Here is an 18012-nt window from a genome sequence, read left to right on the forward strand (position 1 = left end):
CGGACCCCCTGTTCGGTCGGAGATGCGGTTGAGGCTCGCGTGACGAGACGACGACGAGCGCTCTTAGAAGAGCATCCTCTGTGAACTAAGTCAAGCGATGTATTTTCGAGCTTCGAGTTCACGATACACTTCTCGTGTCGTTACGCACGGCGACATGAGTGATACACGGGACATGTGTGAACATCGCCGGAAGGTGAACATGAAGCCTGGAGACATGCTGGGCGGCCGGTACCGATTGGTGGAACCTGTCGGCAAGGGCGGCATGGCCGAGGTCTGGAAGGCATGGGAGGGCGAGGCGGCCCGTGAGGTCGCGATCAAGGTGGTCTGCCCGGCTCGCGACCTCGTCGGCCAGTGGATTGACACCGAGAACATGAACCAGGGGCGCCGGGAACTGCACGGCCGCTTCCGGCGGGAGGGGGAGATCCTGGCCGGCCTGAGTCACCCCGGCATTCCGGAACTGTACGGCAGGGGCACCCACGGAGACCGCCCCTACATCGCGATGCGGCTGGTGGAGGGGAAGTCACTGCACCGCTTCCTGCTGACCCAGCGGCCGCTCACACGGCCCGTGGTGGTCGCGATCGCCTGGCAGATCGCCGACGCTCTCGCCTGCGCGCACGCGGCCGACCTCGTTCACCGCGATCTCAAACCGCACAACGTCCTCATCGACCGGGACGGCACCGCCGTCCTCATCGACTTCGGTATCGCTCTCCCCCTGCGGCCCGGCGTCACCCGCTACACGGAGCAGGGGGCGACGCTCGGCAGCAGGGGATACATGGCGCCCGAACAGATCAGGGAGGAGCCGCTCGGCCCGGCGACCGACGGCTACGCCTACGGGTGCGTGGCCTTCGAGCTGTTGACCGGCCGGCGGCCGTTCGAGGCGGAGACGGAGCTGAGCATCGTCCGCCAGCACCTGGAGAGCGTCCCGCCGTCGGCACAGGAGTTCGCCCCCTGGGTTCCGGACGACATCGCGGACCTCGTCGCGGGGCTTCTCGCCAAGAAACCGGATGATCGGCCCGACATTCGAACCGTCTTGGAGGTGTTGACGGCTCACCTCCCGGCTCCCGGAGATCCGGCCCCGGATCCCCGGGCCGACCCCGACCCGACACTCAGGTTCAGAGAACCGGACGGACCCTCCGCCACGGCCGCCAAGGCCGTGCGTCTCCCCATCACGGTCGCGCAGGTCGCCCGGTCACGTCGGGGAGGTGCCTGGATCAGCCGCCGGAGCATTGAGGACGCTCTGGCCGAGGTCGTCGGGGAACTGGCGGAGGGGCAGGCGGGTCCCGCGACGGAGCGCCTGGCCGGCATCCTTCCCGCCGCGCGGCGCCAGTTCGGCACCGATCCGCTGGTCATGGATGCGAGAACGGTGTGCGCCGACAGCCTGCGCGTCGCGGGGGAGTGCCTCAGGGCGGAAGACATCTACCGGCAGCAGGTCGACGACCTCGGCCGGTCGGCGGATCCGCGGGATCAGGCCGGGAGATTGACCGCCCTGCTAAGGGTGGCCGAGTGCCGCATCCCGTCTGGAGAGATCGCCGCGGCCCTGGAAGGACTACGTACCGTGGTCGGCGTGGTCGGCACGCTGCCCGCCGGCCTCGCGGACCCGATCGTCGTGCACTGCGAGGAACTCGGCGTCGAACTGGACGAGCTGGGATTCGACGCGGAGGTGAACGAGATCCTCGCACCACTCCGGCGCCGCGCCCCGTAACCGCCGGGCGAGGTCTCACCCGGGTGGCCGGCGCCCGGGTCCCAGCCGCTGACGCCCGCCCGTACCCCTACCGGGCGAGGCCTCGCCCGGTAGGGGTACGACGACCGGAGACCTCCGAGACCGGCACCGCGAAACGGCCTGGGCCGGCAGGGACGTCGCTCAGGCGGGTGCGTGGGGCAGCCTTCCCGCCGACAGGCCGTCGGTCAGCCCGTTCACCAGCTCCCTGCCCACCGCTCCCGCCTCCCGCAGCGAACGTTCGAAGACGGACAGGCGCCGGAAGACCTCCCCGTAGACGCGCTGCTCCCGCAGGGGCAACCGCAGGACCTGGAGCCTGCGGACATCGACGCGGGAGGAGGTGGAGGCGTGGGTTCCCGCCCGCCTCGCATTGGCCGGGGCGCGCAGGCAGCCGGCCAGGAACCAGGGGTCGAGCAGTGCAGGGTCCACCCGTAGCGCGAACAGCTGCGGGCCCAGCACGGTGGGCGCCTCGACGTCCACCCAGGCGGTGAAGGCCCGGTACGACCCGACGACCACCACCTCGTCCGGCGTCGTCACCGTGAGACCGCCCGACTCCTCTCCTGCGGAGGCCTCACGTTGTGACAGCCAGCCTGCCGCCCTGCCACCCGCCGCCACGTCCGGGACGGTCAGCACGGCCACGGCGTCCGCCGGCGCGTCGCCGGTGCGCATGGTGTCGTCGGCGGGTTGCTGTCCTGCACGCAGGGTCACCGCACCCGCCCTGACCAGGTCACCCACGGTCACCGTGCCCTGGGCCGCCCCGGCCTCCGTGCTCACTTCGAGTTTGGACAGCGTCGTGGTCAGGTCACGCAACTCGTCGAGCAGAGCGTCGAACCGGTCCCATGAACGTCGCAGGCCCGGCCCCGCCGACGTGCTCGCCTTCGGGACATGCCGCGCCGGAGTGAGGTCCACTTCATCGTCCAGCAGGTCGATCACCGGCACGGAGGCGTAGCCGCACGGTCCGCCCTCACCTTCGCCCCCGGCCAGGACGGTTGAGATCACGCTCCTGCGCAGCAGGGACCAGTCGATGCCCGCCCTGCCGCCGCGTTGCGTACCGTCACCCGCTTCCGGCTGCACATTGGCCGCGTCCACCATGAGGACTTCCACCCCGGGATCCACACCGCCCGTCTCGGGGGCGCGCAGCACCCACAGGTGCAGGGCGACACTGTGCGGGGGAGCGCAGCCAGGGGGCAACGCGACGACCGCGCGCAGCACACCCGCGCGCAGCAGCGCGGCCCTGATGCGGCGCCCGGCCTTGCGTGAGGCCACCGCCGGGGGCAGCAGCACCACGGCGGTTCCGCCGGGTGTCAGGCGGGCCAGGGCGTGCTGCACCCAGGCCAGCTCGGACTCGGTGCGGGGCGGCAGGCCGTACGTCCAGCGCGGGTCGGTGGCGAGCTCCTCGTATCCCCAGTCGCGCTCGTTGAACGGCGGGTTGCACAGCACCACGTCGGCGCGCACGTCCGGGTGCGGGTCGACGCGCAGGGTGTTCCCCGGCCGCACGTCGCTCTCCCAGGCGGCCTTCCGGGGGGTGTCCTGCCCTGCGGCCTGCCCCGCGAGCAGCAGCCGCACGTCGGCGAGGGCCGCCTGAATCGGGTCGGAGTCCTGACCCAGCAGTCTCAGCCGACTGCCGGGGTCACGCGTGTCGGCCGGATCCGCCCACCGGCGGGCGGCGGCCAGGAGGATGCCGCCCGTACCGCACGCCGGGTCGAGCACGGTCCTGGCGCCGTCGTCGCACCAGCCTTCGCACGACACCTCGGCGAGCTCGGCCATCAGGTCCGCCAGCGGTTGCGGGGTGGCACTGATCTGCCGTACGTGGGTGTCGAGCCAGCGGCCGAGCAGGAAGTCGAAGACGTCGTAGGCGCCGTGCTTACGCGCCAGCCCCACCGCCCGGTCGACGAGGTCGCGCTGCGTCCGCGACAGCTCCGCCTCCAGCGGCCCCGCGTCCGGCGGTTTCGTCCCGGTCGCGGGCTTCTCCGCGGTGGCGAGTCGCGCGCCGGCCACGGCGATCGCCGCCCCCATCGCGTCGCGGTTCCCGAGTGCCTCGAACTCCGGCCACAGCCGTTCCCGGCTGCCGACCTCCCCGATCTTGTTGTGGTCCCGCAGCCACCCTTCCACCTGTGACAGCGCGAATTGCGGACTGGTGTCCGTACCGCCGACGGGAGCGGGGAAGCTCTCGTGGCGGCGCCGCCAGTTGCTCACGGCCGCGCGGCCGACACCGGCGATCCTGGCTATTTCCGCCAGGGTCACCGAGACGGACAGGTCAGCAGAGTCGGGCATGGCGTCTCCGGGTAGGGACGGGACGGTGGCGTCCCGCTGTCGCGTCGCGGTGGCGGGGTGGTGCCACCGCGCCTCCCTGGGGAGGTCTCCCTGGGCAGCTTATCCGTTGACTCAGTTCACCCGGTGGTCGGCTCGGCGGCGGAGGACCGTCCGAGCGCCGTCGAGACGTCCTCGCCGTCCCAGTCGGTGCCGTTCCTCCAGATCGTCGTGACGGCGGACATCTCGTTCACGGCCTTGGCCGCCCAGGCGGGTTCGGGAGCTTGGGGGAGCACGAGGAACAGACGTTTCGCGCTCTCTCCTGCCGCGTACTCCACCTCCAGGAGGCGCATCACGGCCTCGCGCATGTGCCGGTAGGTGTACTCACCCTCTCCTAGCACCTCGTAGATCATCGTCCCCTCGGGGCCCTCACAGATGACGTCGATGAGATCGGTGCCCCGGGAGACGACCCTGGCCCCGTGAAGCTCGGCGATGAGGCCGTAACGCAGCTGCTCGTGGACGTGACACCGCCGGTCGGCGCGGGCCCGTTCCTCCAGGGAGGAGACGAAGTCCTGGAAGTCATCCCGCTGTTCGTCCTCGGAAGGCGTGCCGAGCCCCATGTTCATGTTCTCCTCGGTGAGGGTTTCGGAAAGCTCGGACATGTTGGCAGGCGTCGTGTCGGCCGGTCCGCCCAGCTCGACGGGGAGCGGGGCCGCGTGTACGACGGTGAGCGACTGGGTGCACCGGGTGATCGCGACGTAGAGCCTGCGCGGTCCCGCCGCTCCCTGACTCGCGATGGCGGCGGGCTCGACCACCACGACGTGGTCGAACTCCAGTCCCTTCGCCAGGGTCGCGGGCAGCACCACCACAGGTGGGGTGGCGTCCTCCGGCACCTCTCCCTGAGCCGCCGTCATCTTTCCGGCTATCTCGTCGAGCAGCGCGGTGCCGTCCGGGACGATCAAAGCGACCGACCGTCCCCGTTCGGGGAGCGCGGCCGTCCGTCCCCGCCCCACGGTCGCCGTGGCGAGGTCCAGCGCCCGCTCGACGGCCTCGTCAACCAGCCGGTCGGCGTCGGTCGGCACGATCCGCAGGGACGTCTCGTCGGCGGCACGCACGGATGTCGGAACGACGGTCGAGGAGGACACGGCCTCGGCCAGCGGCGCCGCGAACCGCATGACCTCGTGCGGGACCCGGTAGCCGACGGTGAGTTCGGCCATGTGCCAGCCGTCGTCACCGCTCAGGATCACGGCCAGCCGCTCCCACACGTCGTACTGCCGGGCCCCGGTCGTCTGGGCGAGATCGCCGAGCACGGTCATGGAGCCGCCGGGGCAGCGACGGGCGAGGGAGCGCGCCTGCATGGGGGTGAGGTCCTGGGCCTCGTCCACGACGATGTGACGGTAGCGCCGAGGGCCGTCTCCGGACAGCAGATGGCGCAGTTCCTCCAGGCAGACCAGGTCGTCGAGCGTCCAGGGCTCCTCGGAGGCTCGGGTCACCCGGGGCCGCACGACGGCCGCCCGCTCCTCTGCGGTCAGCAGGCCCGGAGCGGCTACACCGATCGCCTCCGGGTCGTTCAGCGTCTTACGGAGGATGGTCTCGGCGTTGAGCGCGGGCCATACGGCGTTGATCAGGGAGGCCACCCGGCCGTGCTTCTCGATGCCGGAGCGGAGGGCGCCGTCCGGGCGGCGGCCGGGAAGGGCCTTGGCGTATCTGTGCAGCAGGCGGTCGACGAAGGTGTCGACGAACTTACGGCGGCGGACCAGGTAGGGGCCGCTGGAGTCACGCGCCTCCACGGCGAGCGCCTCGATCTCGGCGGCGGGAAGCGTCAGAGCCGCGCCTTTGTACGGCGTGCTGAAGATGTCCTCCCCGAGGTGGGCTGTCACGGCCTCGGGACGGATGCCGCTCTCGACGACGCGGCGCAGCACCTCGGCCATGCGCTCGTCGGACTTGACCAGGTGCGCCTGCGGAGTGTCCTGGGCGCGGACCTCCCCGTCCCAGAGCTTCGACACCTCCACGGTCGCCACCCCGCGGCTGCCGAGCCTCGGCAGTACCTGGCCGACGTAGCGCAGGAAGCTCCGGTGTGGTCCCACCACGAGGACGTCGTCCGGGGAGAGCCCTCTGTTCGTCGGGTCCAGAAGCCAGACGACACGGTGCAGGCCGACCGCGGTCTTGCCGGTCCCCGGTCCGCCCTGGACGACAAGCACTCCGGGCCGCCCGTCGGAGACCAGCTCCAGCTGGTCGCGCTGGATGGTCTCCACGATGTCGCGCATCAGTCCGTCGCGCGCCCGGTTGAGGTCCGCGAGCAGGAAAGCGTCCGCGTGTCCTCCGGGAGCCTGGCGGGGGCTGGGGATGGCCAGGTTCTCGAAGGCGGTGGCGGCCAGGCCTCCCGGACGAGGCGTCGCCGCCTTCCGTTTCGCCGTGGCCGGCTGGATGTCGTCGAGGTAGTCGGTCACGGTGCGTCCGTCGAGGCGCAGTCTGCGGCGGAGCCGGATCTCGCCGGGGCGGGAGGGGTGTGCCTTCATCCATTTGACCGCCAGATCGTTGGTCCAGCCGATCACGACGAGGTCGCCCTCGGGATCGCGGACCGCACGGCGTCCGATGCGCCACGTTTCCGGTCCCTCCGTGTCGTCGGCGACGTCGACGCGCATGAAGACCAGGGGCTGGTCTCCGAGATCCTCGTACACGCCGAACTCAGGGGGAACGTCCGGCAGGAAGGGGAGGCCCGTGTCGGGATGCTCCGCGCCGCGCGTGCTCCTGACCCGCTCGGCCTCCAGCCGTCTTCGCTCGACACAGTCGTACGCGTGGTCGACGGCGTGCTGTTCCTGGGCGATCACGGTGGCACGCTCGGCGCTGCCCATGTTTCCTCCGGGGTCGGGGCCTGGCGGTGCTGCGGTTGGAGCGGGACTTCTTCAGGCGGGGGCGTGCCTCATGCGACGTCACGGAGAAGGGGCGCTCCGGCCGTAACCCGAGCGGAGGCGGCCCGCGTCACACGAATGGACAGTAGAGCATCTCTTTGAAAATGTGAACTAAGCGCACAGATGATTTTTTGCGTGGACATGAAACAGGAAGTGGCGTACAGTTCCCTCCGCGTCCTCGGGGAACGTTCCCGGGACGATTGACTTTCTGGCCTCCCGACTCCTGCCAGACTGGTTTGACCGCCCTTCGCTGTCCGTGCGATCGCCGGGGAGTGGGGCGTGGGCGGGTGCCGGTGGGAAGCCGTTGACGAGGAGCGAATGGTGACGAGTGCGACGTCCGTGGGACCGGCCATCGGAGACCTGGTCTCGGTCCGTGGGCAGAGCTGGGTGGTCGGTGAGGTTCACACCGGAGGCACCGGCACCCTGGTGAGCCTGCAGAGCGTCGAGGACGGCCGCTACGACGACAGGCTCGACGTCATCTGGGAGATCGAGCCGGGCCGTCGCGTCCTGCCGAGCGGCTCGCTGCCCGACGTCACCCCCGAGGGCTTCGACCCGCCCGAGCGGCTGGCCGCCTTCCTCGACGCGATCCGCTGGTCCGCCGTGACCAGCGCCGACGTCAAGACGCTCCAGGCGCCGTTCCGCTCCGGCGTGGCCATTGAGGACTACCAGCTCGAACCGGTCGCCCGCGCCCTCGACGCGCCCCGCGTGAACCTGCTGCTCGCCGACGACGTCGGCCTCGGCAAGACCATCGAGGCCGGGCTCGTCGCCCAGGAGCTGCTGCTGCGCCAGCGCGCCCGTCGCGTCATGATCGTCTGCCCGGCCGGGCTCACCCTCAAGTGGCGCGACGAGATGGCCGAGAAGTTCGGCCTCGACTTCACCATCGTCGACACCGAGCGCTGTGCGACCGTGCGCCGCACCTACGGCAGCGCCGCCAACCCCTTCAAGATTCACCCCTTGACGATCGTCAGCCTGCCGTGGCTGCGCGGCCAGAAGGCGCAGCGGCTCCTCGACGAGGTGCTCGACCCGTCAGGGCTGGAACGCCGCTTCGACCTGCTCGTCCTCGACGAGGCCCACCACGTCGCCCCCGCCGCGCCCAAGCAGGTCTACGCGGTCGACTCCCAGCAGACCAAGCTGATCCGCCGTCTCGCCCCGCACTTCACCCACCGGCTCTTCCTGTCGGCCACCCCGCACAACGGCTACCAGGCCAGCTTCACCGCGCTGCTGGAGATCCTCGACGACCAGCGCTTCGCCAGAGGCGTCGACCCCGACCAGGCCGCTGTCGGGGAGACCGTGGTGCGCCGTCTCAAGCGGCACATCGTCGGCGCCGACGGCACCAAGCGCTTCCTGGACCGCGCCGCCCACGCCATCCCGGTGCGTTACCCGGACGACGAGCGGGAGATCCACGCCCTGCTCAAGGAGTTCGCCGAGATTCGCCGTTCCCGGCTCAACCGGAGCGTGAAGGGACGCAAGGCCGCCGACCTGGTCACGCTGCTGCTGAAGAAGCGGTTGTTCTCCAGCCCCGCCGCCTTCGCCCACACCGTCGGCGTCTACCTGAGCAACGTCACCTCCGCCTCGCAGACCGTGGCGGACGACGATGAGACTCCGGACTGGATGGAGGACTTCTGGGAGGAGACGGCCACCCTCGACGACGAGCCGCTCGCCGAGGCGGAGGACGACGCAGTCGGCATGGCCGCCCCGCTGCAGGGCGCCGCGACGGAGGAAGAGGTCGCGCTGCTCACCCGCATGCGCGGCTGGGCCCTTGACTACGCCGCCGCCCCCGACGCCAAGGCCCGCGAGCTGATCACCTACCTTCGGGCCGTCTGCCGCCCCGACAGGGACTGGACCAACGAGCGGGTCGTCGTCTTCACCGAGTACCGCGACACCCAGAAGTGGCTGGCCGAGCTGCTCCGCCAGGAGGACCTCGCCGGGGAGCGGCTCGCGATCCTGCACGGCGGCATCGCGGCCGAGGAGCGCGAGCAGCTCAGGGTGGCCTTCCAGACCGACCCCGCCGAGCACCCCGTCCGCGTCCTGCTGGCCACCGACGCCGCCAGCGAGGGTATCGACCTGCAGAACCACTGCCACCGCCTGGTCAACTACGACATTCCGTTCAACCCCAACAAGCTGGAGCAGCGCATCGGCCGCGTCGACCGGTGGGGGCAGAAGAACACCCCGGACATCCGCCACTTCGTCGGCACCGGCTGGGACGGCGCCGTCGACTCCTACGAGGCCGACCTTGAGTTCCTGGCCCGGGTGGCCAGGAAGGTCGCCCAGATGGAGGACGACCTCGGCTCGGTCAACGCCGTGCTGGCCGAGGCCGTGCAGAGGCGGATGCTCAACGACATCCCCGACTACGACGTCGAACGGGCGGGCGGCAGGGGCACGGTTCCCGCCGAGATGAACGTCGGCGAGCAGGTGCGCAGGCTTCGCGCCAACCTCGACGACACCGTGCGCGAGCTGGGCATCACCCCGGCCGGGGTGAGAAGGGTCGTCGACACCGCGCTCGGCCTGGCCCGCCAGCAGCCGCTGCGCGACCACCTCGACGACAAGCACCTCGCCGAGGACCTGTACGACGTGCCGCCGCTCACCGGCTCCTGGGAGCGCGCGACGGCCGGGCTCGCCACCAAACTCAGGAAGAAGGACGAGCCGCCCCGGCAGCGTCCGGTCACCTTCGACGCGAAGGCGACCCTCGCCCCGGACGGCCGGATCCGCGACGACGTGGTCCTCGCCCACCTGGGTCACCCGCTCGTGGCCATGTCCACCCGGCTGCTGCGGGCCGCCGTCTCCAACCCCGAGATCGGCCTGCACCGGGTGACCGCCGTCGTCAGCGACGACCCCGAGCTGGAGACCACGCTCGTTGGGGCGTTCTTCCGCTTCGTCCTGGTCGGCGGCGACGGTGTCCGGCTGCACGAGGAGGTCCTGCACGCCGGAGGCTGGATCCCCGAGAACGGCCGGTTCAAGCGCCTGGAGAACCTCACCACGCTCAGCGGACTGCTGGGCCGGGGGCTCGCCCACGGCACCCCCGCCTCCACCCCGGTACGGCATCGCCTGGCCGGACTCTGGCCGAGGGCCGTCGACGCCGTCGTGCAGTCGATCGACTGGCGCGTCAACGGGAAGGAGCAGAAGCGCGAACAGCTCGCGCGCAAGCTCACCCAGCGCCTGGAGTCCGAGCAGGCCAGGATCAGGGCCAACCTGGAGCGGTTCGAGGCCACGCTCCGCGCCAAGCTCGCCGAGGGAGACGACGAGGACGCCCTGTTCAGCCGCGTCGAGGCGGCCAGGAGCAAGGAAGAACTCGACCAGTACCGCAAGGACCGCAGATCATGGGAGGAACGCTTGTCCCGCCTCGCCGAGGAACGCGACCGCGAGCTTGACACGATCGCGGCCCGCTACCACGACCCGAAGCCGCACCGCTTCCCGGTCGCCGTGGTCTTCGTCGTGCCGAAGCGGGAGGCCGTCCGATGAACCGCCGTTTCCCCCAGAGCCGCGACGCCGGCCACCAGGAGTGGCTGAGCCTCGTCGAGGTGTCGGGCCCGTTCCTCAGCCTGCCCGTCCTCCGCTCCGCCTGGCCCTCACTTGACTCGCTCGACAAACGGCGGCGCGAACGACTCCGGGTCGAGCACGCCACCTGGCAGGCGGGCGGTGACCACCGCGCCTGGATCGGCTACGTTCTGCGCGAGCTGCTGCGCTGGGACGACGCCGTCCACGTCGGCGGCCTTGACGCGCTGACGGTCCAGGTGCCCGAGCACGACACCTCCATCACCCCGTCGTTCGCGCTGGCCGTACCCGGTGAGGAGCCCAAGCCCGACACCATTCGCCTGCTCGGGATGGTGAGCAAGGGACACCCCACGGCGAGGATGCGCACCTCCGGCTGGGCCGCCACCCCCGCCGACCGGATGGCCCAGCTCTGCCGCCACCACGGCGTCGAACTAGGCCTGGTCACCGACGGCCGCTGGTGGACCCTCGTGTGGGCGCCCAGGGGCGGCGTCACCACCACCGCCGTCTTCGACGCGATCCCGTGGCCGGAGGCCGCCGAGCGCGACGTCCTGCGTGCGTTCGTCTCACTGCTCAACGTCGACCGCTTCTTCTCCGTCCCCGAGGGTGAGCGGCTGCCCGCGTTGCTGGCCGCCAGCCTCGACAGCCAGGAGGAGATCACCGAGGCCCTCGGCGTCCAGGTGCGCCAGGCCGTCGAGCTGCTCGTCACCGCGATCGGCCGGGCCGGCGTGCGCGACGACGTCACCGCGCACGACGTCTACCGCGGCGCGGTGGCCGTGATGATGCGCGTCGTCTTCCTGCTGTTCGCCGAGGAACGCAGGCTGCTGCCCGCCGACAACGAGGTCTACGCCGCCTCCTACTCCGCAGGACGGCTCTGCGCCGAGCTGGAACAGCGCGCGATCGAGGGCACCGAGGAGGAGCTGACCCACGGCTACGGCGCCTGGCACCGCCTGCTGGCCGTCTTCGAGGCCGTCTACCGGGGCGTCGACCACCCGCGCCTGACCATGCACCCGCACGACGGCTCGCTGTTCGACCCCGACACCTCCGCGTGGATGCCGCTGACCATCGACGACCGGACCGTCCTGCACATGCTCAGGGCCGTGCAGTACGTCGAGGTCGGCACAGGGAGGAACCGCGAGCGCCGCAAGCTCAGCTTCCGCTCCCTGGACGTCGAGCAGATCGGCTACGTCTACGAGGGCCTGCTGTCGTTCGACGGCCGCCGCGCCGCCGACACCGTCGTGGGTCTCGTCGGCAAGCCGGGCCGGGAGGAGGAGGTCGACCTCGTCGACCTCGAACACCTCGCCGCCGGTTTCGGCGGTACGGCCGACGCCGGGTTCGCCGCCAAGCTCGCCGAGAAGTACAAGGACTCCGGCATCGGCACGGCGGGCGCCCTGACCAAGCGTCTCGCCCCGCTCGACGAGGCGGCCGGGCTGGAGGCGACCCGCAGGCTGCTGGCGGCCACCGACGGCGACGCCGAGCTGACCCGCAGGCTGCTGCCGTTCTTCGGCATCCTCCGGGAGGACCTGCGCGGCCTGCCGGTGGTCATCCTGTCCGGCACGCTGTATGTCACCGAGTCGGCGCTGCGCAAGAACACCGGCACCCACTACACACCGAGGAAGCTCGCCGAGGAGGTCGTCGCCGGGGCGCTGGAGCCGCTGATCTACACGGTAGGCCCGCTCCAGACCGCTGACCGGACCGAGTGGAAGCCGAAGACGTCTCGGGAGATCCTGGCGTTGAAGGTCGCCGACATCGCGATGGGCTCGGCCGCCTTCCTGGTCGCCGCCGCGCGTTACCTGGGTGACGCCCTGGTCGAGGCCTGGTCGCGGGAGGGCGACGAGCGCGCGGTCGCCTACCTTGAGGCCGCCCAGGAGCGTACGGCCGACGCCGACGCCGACCCGCTGGTCATCGAAGCCCGCCGCCAGATCATCGAGCACTGCCTGTACGGCGCCGACATCAACCCCATGGCCGTCGAGATGGCCAAGCTGTCCCTCTGGCTGGTCTCCATGGACCCGGCCAGGCCGTTCACGTTCGTGGACGACCGGCTGGTGGCGGGTGACTCGCTGCTGGGGATCACCTCGCTTGAGCAGCTTGAGTACATGCACATGGACCCGGTGAAGGGCCGGGAGATCCACTCGGGCATCTTCGACTGGACGGCCGGCGTGCGCTCCAAGGTCGCCGAACTGGCCGAGAGCCGCCGGAGAATCGCCGAGATCGAGCTGGGGGACGACCCGATTGCGGCATTGGCCAAGAAGCGGGCGCTGCTGGCCGACGCGGAGGTGGCGTCAGGGCAGTTGCGGTTGTTCGCGGATCTGGCGGTGGGGGCGGCACTGGCTTATGCGGGGAAGGGGGAACGGGGGCTCAGGGCGGGGTCGGAACGGGCGGCGAAGCTGGCGAATGACGTTTATGAGGGGCGGGGGGAAGTTGAGGCTCGGGAGACTCAGAAGAGTTGGCTCGCTACTGATCAGATAGAAGGGAACTTCGACCGGCAGCCGATTCACTGGCCTCTCATCTTCCCTGAAGTCCTCCAGAGATGTGGGTTTGACGCCATTATCGGAAACCCGCCATTTCTGGGAGGGCAAAAGCTCACCGGGACCATGGGAATCTCCTACCGTGAGTATATGGTGGAGGCAATTGGGCGGGGAGCCAGGGGCAGTGCCGATCTTGTTGCTTACTTCGTTCTTCGTGCTCATGAACTGCTGAACGATGGAGGACAGACAGGCCTGATCGCCACTAATACCCTCGCGCAGGGAGACACCCGGGAGGTGGGCCTTGATCGGTTGGTAAAAGGCGGGGTGACGATCAGGCGAGCTGTAAAGAGTAAGCCTTGGCCATCTAAGTCGGCAGTCCTGGAGTATTGTGCAGCGTGGACCAGTCACGCTTTGCTGGGGGAAGGGGCTGAGCGGATTGCAGACGGTCTCGTAGTTCCGATGATCTCCCCCTCTCTCTCCCCTGAGTCTCGGGTTAGCGGTAATCCATACCGTCTTGCTGTAAACGCTGGAAAATCCTTTCAAGGGTCCAATATTCTCGGCTTGGGCTTCACTATGGAGCCTGAAGCTGCGAAATCCTTGATCGAAAGAGATGCTCGGAATGCGAACGTTGTTTTTCCGTACTTAAACGGCCAGGATCTTAATTCTCGTCCCGATTGCTCGGGGAGTCGCTGGGTTATCAACTTCCATGACTGGACAGAGGAAAAGTCCAGTGAATATGTAGAGATATACAATCAAGTGCATCGTCTAGTGAAGCCTGAGCGTGATAAGAATAATCGAGTATCTCGCCGTGATAGATGGTGGCAGTATGCAGAGCGCGCCCCTAACCTATACAAAGGTTTAGTGGATTTGAAGCAGGCTATAGTGATCACGCTGGTGAGCAAGACTGTGATGCCGGTTATCGTACCTACGGGCCAGGTGTTCTCACATGCACTCGGCGTCTTTGCGATGGACGACACGGCGATGCTCTCGTTGCTTTCGAGCGCGCCGCATTACTGGTGGGCGCGTTCACAGGCATCATCGATGAAAGCCGACCTTCGCTATACGCCCTCAGACGTGTTCGAGACGCTACCTTTTCCAGAGCTCACCCAGGAGATGCGTGACCTCGGCAACCAGCTCGATGCCTTCCGTCGGGACCTCATGCTCGCCCGCCAAGCTGGGCTGACCGCGACCTACAACCTCGTCAACGACCCCAAGTGCAAAGACGGGGATATCGTCGAGCTGCGTCGCATTCACAAGGCGATCGACGAGGCAGTCTGTCGGGCGTATGGCTGGGATGATCTGATCGATCAGCTTGACCACGGCCATCACCCCGTGGGCCGGGAAATTCGATACACCGTCGGGCCCGGCGTGCAGCGGGAGCTCGTTGATCGGCTGCTGGAGCTCAACCATGAGCGGTATGCCGAGGAGGTCGCCAAGGGCCTCCACGACAAGGGGGCGAAGAAGGGGGCTCGTGTCGTCCGTTCCACCGCGAAGAAGAGCACGCAGGCCAAGAGTGGGGACGACTCCGCGAACGCGCTCTTCTAAGGGCCGCGCCATGCCGTATTGAGCCATGGTGAGCCGGATTGGGGAAGGCCGACTCACCATGGGGTTTGTGGGAGCGGTTCGAGAAGGCCCGTCGGGGGAGTGAAGGCGGCTATCGGACCAGGCCGAACAGGAGGGCGGTCCACATGGCGTCCGCTTCGGCGATCGGCCAGCGGTCGCTCTCCGCGATGGATGGGCCGCCCACCGTACGTCTCGTGCGGCGGATGAAGCGCAGGCCGCCCGCCTGGCACAGTTCGTAGAAGACCGTCTCGCAGTCACAGGTCCACTGGACGGCCCTGGCCTTCTCTCGTGTTCTTGGAGCGCTCCAGATCAATGGCTCGTAGTGGGAGCGCGGGGAGGCGACGTGGGGGCTCAGGCAACGGGGTGGGTACTCCCACTGGATCATCGTGTCTCACTCGCCCGTCGGCCGAAACCCGCAGGAAGCCGCCGACCCGGCGGAACCAGTTGGAACCAGACCACCCGACCGGCCGGGATCTCGTGCCAGCCCCAGGCGGAGGCGATCTCCTGGACCAGCCACAGACCACGTCCGCCGCCGCTGCCAGCGTCGATCTCCGAGCAGAGACGGGGGTGGCGATCGGCTGATCCGCCGTCGGTGACGTCGATGTGGACCGTTCCATCATGCGCGGCGACGGACACCGTCACCCGTCCGCCGGGGTGGCCCGAGTGGGAGTGACGGACCGCGTTGGCGACGAGTTCGGTGACGAGAAGGAGCGCGTCGTCGTTGTCCGTGTGGCCGATGGAGTCCAGCAACTCGCGGACGTGGCGCCGCGCGGCGGGGACGGAGGAGATCTCCCCCGGGAGAGCGACCTGTCCGAGCATCCCCAGTGTCTTCATGGTGTGACACCCTTCCCGATCTTCCCGAGGGCGGCCCGAATGTGATCGACGACCTGGGGCGCCTGGTTGTCGCGCCGACGCCAGGCGAACACCGAGACGCGGCCTCGGCAGAGTGCCATGCCCCTGGACCTCGACGGCACGAAGATCTCCAGACTCGCCCGCCGCCCGCGCGGAAGCCTGACCGTGGCGTCAAGCCCCAGCTCACCCAACTCCCACGCCAGTTCTACAAGGCGAACCTTCCACCTCTGGTGGTCACGCACTTCCGTCCTCCCTGACTTCTACCGAGGTCCTGACTCTGACCGAACATCTGCCCATCACTCTCAATGAGAGATCCATCACTGTGTGTGCTCAGTCTGTATGATCGAAGAGCTCCCAGCAAGAAGAATCGAAATGAACATCGTGCACGTTGATGAGGGGCGGCCGGTGAGGCAGACTGCGATGGGTCAACTACGGAGAGGAGTGGCGTGGGTGCAGAGCGGGGTCCGTCAGTTCGCAGACGTCGTCTGGCGGCGGAGTTGCAGCGCCTTCGCAGAGAAGCAGGACTGACACGCGACCAGGTCGCTGATCATGCCGGATGCTCGCCCGTCACCGTCACTCGGGTCGAATCCGCCACGAGCGCTGCCAGCGTCGCGCTCGTGGCCATGATGCTCGATCTCTACGGTCTTGTTGGCGAGCGCCGGGAGGCGCTGCTTCAACTTGCGCGCGATGCGCGCAAGAGAGGGTGGTGGTACAAGGTCTCTGAGGCGATCCCGGAATGGGTGCAGAGCTACGTCGGCTTGGAAGAGGAGGCGACGACCTTTCAGGAGTATCAGCCGGAGTTCGTCCCTGGTCTGCTCCAAGCCGAAGGCTACGCGCGAGCTGTGATGAGATCCGCCCCTGTTCTGCCTCCCGAGTCGGAACTGGAACGCCGCCTGTCGATTCGTATGGAGCGACAGCAGCGAGTGCTTGAGCGGGCGCATCCACCCGAGATGTGGTTCATCCTCAATGAGGCGGTCATCCGCCGTCCAGTTGGGGGAGCGGAGGCGGTGCGAGAGCAACTTGAGTTGCTGATCCGGCTCTCCGAGCTGAACCACATCACCCTGCAGATCTTGCCTTTTGCCGCTGGTGTTCATCCGGCCATGGACGGCGGGTTCACGATTTTGAGCTTCCCGAAACCCGCTGATCCTGACACCGTCTACGTGGAGTATTGGCAGGGAAGTGTCTATTTGGAAGATAGATCCGAAGTGGGCGCGTACGTCTTACTCTTCAACCACCTGCGTGCGCGAGCTCTTGGACCAGATCAGACTCGTAGCCTGATCGCGCAGGCTGTGCAGCAGATATGACTGGATGGAGCGGAACAGCCATGATGGGTTTTTCCTCCGTGCTCTGGCGTAAGTCCAGCCTCAGCAATGCCAATGGCGGACAGTGTGTTGAGGTCGGTGTCTGGCACAAGAGTTCCCTCAGCGGAAACGGTCCAGACTGCGTTGAAGTCGCGACCGTCGACGCCACCCAGGAGCAGGAAGGGGCAGCCGCTGACCGGCTCTTCCTGGTCCGTGACTCCAAGGACTCCGACAGTCCGGTGCTGGCCTTCACCCCTCCTGAGTGGGCCGGGTTCCTCGATGTCATCAAGGGCGGCGGCCTCGACGATCTGGTTGTGCCTCCTGAGGTCTGATCCGGTGCGGTGACAGAGAGGGCTCATCGGGCTGGAGGCCGTTCCTCAGCGCCGGCCCCCTCTCGCCTCGCCGCCCGCCGTACCGGCGCCTGGATGACCCCGCATGTGGTGAGGGCGGGCGCCAGGCGCCCATGAAGACGGTGCCGGATGCCTGTGGAGAGGGTGAGGGCAAGCGTCGGACGAGGGCGAACACCCGGTGGATCCGGACATGGCGCCCGCAGGCGGTCGTCGCGTCGGTACGGCGAAAGCCATGATCCTTCATCTCCCCACCCGTCACGCCGGTCGGACAGGCGGTGCCCGGCTTGCCGGTCCTGAGCGTCAGTGTTGGGCGGCGGAAGGTGGGACCTTCTCCGGGACGGCGCGGAGCTCGTCCTCAAGTGTGTCGAGGAGTGCCCTGGCGGCCTGGCGGAGCCGTGCGCGGCGGGCGGTGAGATCCTCGGCGAACGTCCGGGCCTTCGGCCCCGTCCACACCGGCTGGCCGGTGAACTGTCCGTGGGCTGGGTCGAGCGCGGCCTCCAGAATGGCGATCCGTGCCCTGACCTCAACCAATGTCTGTTCCAACACCTGACGTCGCGGGTTGGGCACCAGATCTGTCATATATCCCTCTTCGGATGCCGATACACCGGACGGATCTATTGGACATTATTGGATCTACAACACATCGGCCAGCCCCGGAGGAATTTCATGGGACGTTCTGTACGGCTCGGCGTCGCGGCTTGCGCGGTGACGTTGCTGACGGTGGCCGGCTGCGGCGACAGCGGCCCCACGGCGGCTGAAGCAGGCGAGACCCTCAAAGCGCACATCACCGAGCTGATGAAGGAACGTCACGCTTTGGATGTCCAGATCACCGATCCGGGTGGACGTGATATCCCTTGCGGTGAGGGCAAGGCGAAGCGGACCTTCGCAGCCATCGGTAAGGATTCGGCGGAGCAACGTGAGCCGGACAGCCTCAATGATCTCCTGCTTGGGGCGCTCTCCCGGGTGGCAAACTATCGGATCGCCGAGGATCCCGGAAGAGGTCCTATCCGGCTCGCCAGCGATAAATACAAGACAGTGATCATCTTGGAGTCGCCGAGAAACGGACAGTACGGTGTCCGGGGCGAAACCGAGTGTCTCCCCAATTCCTGA

General features: G+C 68.3%; 12 protein-coding genes. 6 read left to right on the top strand and 6 right to left on the bottom strand.

From position 1 onward, the window contains the following. Window positions 1-199 precede the first annotated feature (199 nt). Complete coding sequence (locus ACIBVQ_RS16285) at window positions 200-1702, top strand: serine/threonine-protein kinase (protein ID WP_399178202.1); 1503 nt, start codon at window positions 200-202, stop codon at window positions 1700-1702. A 159-nt stretch (window positions 1703-1861) separates the two neighbouring features. Here the strand turns inward: ACIBVQ_RS16285 and ACIBVQ_RS16290 are convergent, their stop codons facing one another. After that, window positions 1862-3991 carry a class I SAM-dependent DNA methyltransferase gene (locus ACIBVQ_RS16290; RefSeq protein WP_399178204.1) on the bottom strand — a complete coding sequence of 710 codons (2130 nt, stop codon included), beginning with the start codon at window positions 3989-3991 and terminating at the stop codon, window positions 1862-1864. Between the two features lie 116 nt (window positions 3992-4107). Next, on the bottom strand, window positions 4108-6822 hold the full coding sequence (locus ACIBVQ_RS16295; protein ID WP_399178206.1) for a HelD family protein: 2715 nt from the start codon (window positions 6820-6822) through the stop codon (window positions 4108-4110). Between the two features lie 375 nt (window positions 6823-7197). On the opposite strand from ACIBVQ_RS16295, the gene drmD reads away from it, so the two are divergent. Both drmD and ACIBVQ_RS16305 read left to right on the top strand, forming a co-directional pair. Then, window positions 7198-10338 (top strand): DISARM system SNF2-like helicase DrmD, encoded by a 3141-nt coding sequence (gene drmD / locus ACIBVQ_RS16300; protein ID WP_399178208.1) that lies wholly within the window; start codon window positions 7198-7200, stop codon window positions 10336-10338. Next, the gene (locus ACIBVQ_RS16305) at window positions 10335-14381 is read left to right on the top strand and encodes an Eco57I restriction-modification methylase domain-containing protein (RefSeq protein WP_399178210.1); all 4047 of its coding nucleotides are present in this window, start codon (window positions 10335-10337) and stop codon (window positions 14379-14381) included. Before drmD ends, ACIBVQ_RS16305 begins: the two co-directional genes overlap by 4 nt. Window positions 14382-14490: 109 nt before the next feature. On the opposite strand, the gene ACIBVQ_RS16310 is transcribed toward ACIBVQ_RS16305, so the two are convergent. The 3 genes from ACIBVQ_RS16310 to ACIBVQ_RS16320 are packed head-to-tail and all read right to left on the bottom strand — an operon-like array spanning window position 14491 to window position 15493. Next, on the bottom strand, window positions 14491-14784 hold the full coding sequence (locus tag ACIBVQ_RS16310; protein WP_399178212.1) for a hypothetical protein: 294 nt from the start codon (window positions 14782-14784) through the stop codon (window positions 14491-14493). Beyond that, entirely contained in the window at window positions 14781-15233 is a 453-nt protein-coding gene (locus ACIBVQ_RS16315; protein ID WP_399178213.1) for an ATP-binding protein, read from the bottom strand. The genes ACIBVQ_RS16310 and ACIBVQ_RS16315 overlap by 4 nt, the downstream gene beginning before the upstream one ends. After that, window positions 15230-15493, bottom strand: coding sequence for a hypothetical protein (locus ACIBVQ_RS16320; RefSeq protein ID WP_399178215.1), 264 nt, complete (start codon window positions 15491-15493; stop codon window positions 15230-15232). Before ACIBVQ_RS16320 ends, ACIBVQ_RS16315 begins: the two co-directional genes overlap by 4 nt. Window positions 15494-15697: 204 nt before the next feature. Here ACIBVQ_RS16320 and ACIBVQ_RS16325 point away from each other — a divergent pair, with 204 nt between their 5' ends. Beyond that, entirely contained in the window at window positions 15698-16555 is an 858-nt protein-coding gene (locus ACIBVQ_RS16325) for a helix-turn-helix domain-containing protein (RefSeq protein ID WP_399178217.1), read from the top strand. A 20-nt stretch (window positions 16556-16575) separates the two neighbouring features. Then, window positions 16576-16884, top strand: coding sequence for a DUF397 domain-containing protein (locus ACIBVQ_RS16330; protein WP_399178218.1), 309 nt, complete (start codon window positions 16576-16578; stop codon window positions 16882-16884). 318 nt (window positions 16885-17202) lie between these two features. Here ACIBVQ_RS16330 and ACIBVQ_RS16335 read toward each other — a convergent pair whose 3' ends face one another. Beyond that, a complete protein-coding gene (locus ACIBVQ_RS16335) occupies window positions 17203-17481 on the bottom strand; it encodes a hypothetical protein (protein ID WP_352010415.1) in 279 nt (92 codons plus the stop codon). Window positions 17482-17568: 87 nt separating this feature from the next. On the opposite strand from ACIBVQ_RS16335, the gene ACIBVQ_RS16340 reads away from it, so the two are divergent. Next, window positions 17569-18012, top strand: a complete 444-nt coding sequence (locus ACIBVQ_RS16340) for a hypothetical protein (protein ID WP_352010416.1) — start codon at window positions 17569-17571, stop codon at window positions 18010-18012.

The sequence above is a fragment of the Streptosporangium sp. NPDC049376 genome (assembly GCF_044466505.1).
Taxonomy (GTDB): domain Bacteria; phylum Actinomycetota; class Actinomycetes; order Streptosporangiales; family Streptosporangiaceae; genus Streptosporangium.

Bases quoted from the DNA above. Each gene is read 5' to 3' on its own strand.
- ACIBVQ_RS16285 (WP_399178202.1), top strand. From the start codon at position 200: ATGAAGCCTGGAGACATGCTGGGCGGCCGGTACCGATTGGTGGAACCT.
- ACIBVQ_RS16290 (WP_399178204.1), bottom strand. From the start codon at position 3,991: ATGCCCGACTCTGCTGACCTGTCCGTCTCGGTGACCCTGGCGGAAATA.
- ACIBVQ_RS16295 (WP_399178206.1), bottom strand. From the start codon at position 6,822: ATGGGCAGCGCCGAGCGTGCCACCGTGATCGCCCAGGAACAGCACGCC.
- drmD (WP_399178208.1), top strand. From the start codon at position 7,198: ATGGTGACGAGTGCGACGTCCGTGGGACCGGCCATCGGAGACCTGGTC.
- ACIBVQ_RS16305 (WP_399178210.1), top strand. From the start codon at position 10,335: ATGAACCGCCGTTTCCCCCAGAGCCGCGACGCCGGCCACCAGGAGTGG.
- ACIBVQ_RS16310 (WP_399178212.1), bottom strand. From the start codon at position 14,784: ATGATCCAGTGGGAGTACCCACCCCGTTGCCTGAGCCCCCACGTCGCC.
- ACIBVQ_RS16315 (WP_399178213.1), bottom strand. From the start codon at position 15,233: ATGAAGACACTGGGGATGCTCGGACAGGTCGCTCTCCCGGGGGAGATC.
- ACIBVQ_RS16330 (WP_399178218.1), top strand. From the start codon at position 16,576: ATGATGGGTTTTTCCTCCGTGCTCTGGCGTAAGTCCAGCCTCAGCAAT.
- ACIBVQ_RS16335 (WP_352010415.1), bottom strand. From the start codon at position 17,481: ATGACAGATCTGGTGCCCAACCCGCGACGTCAGGTGTTGGAACAGACA.
- ACIBVQ_RS16340 (WP_352010416.1), top strand. From the start codon at position 17,569: ATGGGACGTTCTGTACGGCTCGGCGTCGCGGCTTGCGCGGTGACGTTG.